The following is a 2859-nucleotide window of genomic DNA, read 5'->3' as shown; positions in this document are numbered from 1 at the left end:
GGCTCAGGGTGACCACAACACCACGGTCACCGTGGTCGGGTGGGCGTTCGGCGCGGTCGCGACCGGCGTCCTGGTCGCCCACGCGCTCACCGCCGACGGATCCGCCGGCGCATGGCTCGCCGTCGCCTGGCTGCCGATCGCGGCCAAGGCCTTGTGGCTCGTGCACGGTCTCTGGGAGCGGACCGCGCTCACCAAGACCGCCCTCGACCGGATCGCCACGATCCAGCAGGGCGCCCGCGATCAGGCGGCCATCGCCCGCGCCGAACTCCGTGCCGAGGCGGGCACCGAGGAGACCCGCCTCGACGCCGTGACGGGCGCCGGGAAGCGCGTCGCGGAGGCACAGGCCAAGGCGGCCAGGAGGCTCTCCGGCGCCTGGTCGGAGCTGGACGGAGTCCGGCAGGGCGACGGCACCGGTAGGGCTCTGACCTGCGTGACAGAGCGCGTCGCACCCGCGTCACAGGACGCGTCACAGCCCCGCTGGCAGCTCCCCGTCTGGGGCTCCTTCGAAGAACTGGCCGCCATCGAGGCACCCGCCCTGACGGACGACCAGATCGACGCGATCGTCGCGGAGCTCCGGGCCAGCACCAACCCGCCGATGTCGTACAACGCCCTCGCCCTCGCCTTCCGCAGGGCGGGCCACAGCGCCGGGGAGACCCGGCTCCGGGCGGCCTGGAAGCGCGTCACGACGTCTGAGGCGGTGGGCTCGTGATCGCCCTCGCCTACCTCGCCACCGTGGTGGTTGCCCTCGCGGTCCTGGCGGTGGCCCTGCGCCGCCGCCCGGTCCCGGCCCCCGCGCCGGTCCCGCCGGCGCCCGGACCCGACCGACTCCTGACCGACGGCACACCTGAGGTCCGGTTGATCCTCGCGGCCGCCACCCAGCTCGCCGACCTCGCCCACCGGATGGGAGCCGCAGCATGACCCGCCGACCCGCCATCCACGACGCGGCACCGAGCCTGGTCGTCTCGCACGGAGCCGACTTCTTCGGGCAGGACCACCACCTCCGCAAGGAGGTTGCCGCCCTCGCGTCCTGGGTCCAGACCTCCGTGCCGTACAACGACCGGAAGGCCGTGGCCTCACTGGTCGACGCCCTGGAGTTCCCGAAGCCCCGAACCTTCCCTGCTGCCGAAGCCGCGCTCGTCTCCGAGCAGCTGCTCACGGTCTCCCGGACCCGGCACCTCAAGCCGCGGGCGTCGGCCCTCGCCCGCGCCCTGGCCGACGCCGCCGCCCGCGCTGCCGCCGACGGCGAGTCGTGGGAGTGGACGGTCGAAGCCGCGTAACACCGAAGCCCCGCCGGCCTTTTCGGCTGGCGGGGCTTTCTTCGGTCCGTCAAACCCCAACAGCCCCAAGGGCCGTGTCGCGTGCCGGGGGGAACACCGGGCACGAAAGGTGCTTGGATTCTCTCCAGGAAATGCGAAACGGCCAGGGGGCCTAATCCCTGACCGCTTCTGACGTCCACCCGGTCTCCACAACCAAGGGACTCGTCTGTGTCCAGCGTACGGGACGCGTCAGCGTCTGCAACCCCCGAACCTCCGCGTGCCGCCACGCGGAACAGCAGCGGCCCCCGCTGCCACTGCGGCACGCCGATTGCCCATATTCCGGGCAAAGTGCCGCGTGTCTACTGCTCGGACCGCTGCCGGAAGGCCGCGAAGCGCGCAATTCAGCGCGGGATGACGTCCGGCAGCAACCCCGGACAGCTTGGGAAAGAAACAACAGAGTTTCCCGCACCCCGCCGACCTGCGGTTTCTCCGGACGGGGTGGATGGGGAGAGCCCGAGAGGCGACAGCCTCTCGGAAGGGCAGTCGCGAAGCGACGCCGCCCGCTTGCGCAAAGCGGCGCGGTACACCCGGCGCCGGACCCTATGGCGGATCACCGGCGACTCCGCGTGCAAGGGCTGCGGCCGGGCCCTGATGGACCCCGCGTCCGGCGTGATCGTCGCCCAGACCGCTGCCGGAACCTCCGTGGTCCTCGGCCTCATGCGGTGCGGGCGGATCTGGCTCTGCCCGGTCTGCGCCGCCGTGATCCGCCACCGCCGCGCCGAGGAGATCACCCAGGCCGTGGTCACCTGGCTCCAACAGGGCGGGACCGCCTACCTGGTGACCTTCACCGCCCGCCACGCGTACAAGGACGCGCTCGCCGACCTCATGGACGCTCTCCAGGGCACCCGCAAAACCGAGGACACCCCCCGGCGCCCCGGCGCCTACCAGCGGCTCATCACGGGCGGCACGTGGGCCGGACGGAAGGTCAGCGACGGCTGCCGGGCGAAGGACCAGGAGGGCATCCGCGACCGGATCGGCTACCTCGGGATGATCCGCGCGACGGAGGTGACCGTGGGTCAGGCCCACGGCTGGCACCCGCACATCCACGCGATCGTCCTCGTCGGCGGCCGGACCACCGGAGAGAAGGCGGCCAAGAGGATCACGGGCGCCTTCACGCCTGCCGAGGACCGGCTCACCGAGTGGGAAGACCACTGGCGCGCGACCTGGACCCGCACCCTCCAGGGCATCAATCCGAAGTTCCGGCCGACGGACGACTGCGAACGGGCCGACTGCCCGTGCGAGGGCAAGGGCCACGGCGTCGACTTCAAGCGGCTGCACACCGAGCGCGACGCGAACGACCTCGCCGAGTACATCGCCAAGACGCAGGACGGCAAGGCGCCGGCGCTCGAACTCGCCCGCGCCGACCTGAAAACCGCGGGCGGCGAGAACGTCACGCCGTTCGAACTCCTCGGCCGGATCGGAGACCTGACCGGAGGCGTTCCCGAGGACGACGCCCAGGGACAGGGCTCGCTGGAGTGGAACCTGGCGAAGTGGCACGAGTACGAGCGCGCGACCAAGGGCCGCCGCGCGATCGAGTGGACCC

The 2859-nt window shown here is 72.1% G+C and carries 4 protein-coding genes; all 4 read left to right on the top strand.

Annotation, left to right across the window (positions count from 1 at the left end; genetic code table 11):
- Positions 1–709, top strand: a 709-nt coding sequence (locus ACFRJ9_RS23905; RefSeq protein WP_377673378.1) for a protein spdB, incomplete at its 5' end; no start/stop codon positions are given.
- Positions 706–918: a hypothetical protein gene (locus tag ACFRJ9_RS23900; RefSeq protein ID WP_377541240.1), complete on the top strand. Its 213-nt coding sequence runs from the start codon at positions 706–708 to the stop codon at positions 916–918. The genes ACFRJ9_RS23905 and ACFRJ9_RS23900, both read left to right, overlap by 4 nt.
- On the top strand, positions 915–1277 hold the full coding sequence (locus ACFRJ9_RS23895) for a hypothetical protein (RefSeq protein ID WP_377541239.1): 363 nt from the start codon (positions 915–917) through the stop codon (positions 1275–1277). The genes ACFRJ9_RS23900 and ACFRJ9_RS23895 overlap by 4 nt, the downstream gene beginning before the upstream one ends.
- 648 nt (positions 1278–1925) lie before the next feature.
- Positions 1926–2859, top strand: a 934-nt coding sequence (locus tag ACFRJ9_RS23890) for a hypothetical protein (RefSeq protein ID WP_377673376.1), incomplete at its 3' end; no start/stop codon positions are given.

This window comes from Paenarthrobacter sp. NPDC056912, from assembly GCF_042786555.1.
Taxonomy (GTDB): Bacteria; Actinomycetota; Actinomycetes; order Actinomycetales; family Micrococcaceae; genus Arthrobacter.
This window is presented reverse-complemented; position numbering and strand designations above follow the sequence as displayed.

Coding starts and splice junctions, on each gene's coding strand:
- ACFRJ9_RS23895 (WP_377541239.1), top strand. CDS start 915: ATGACCCGCCGACCCGCCATCCACGACGCGGCACCGAGCCTGGTCGTC.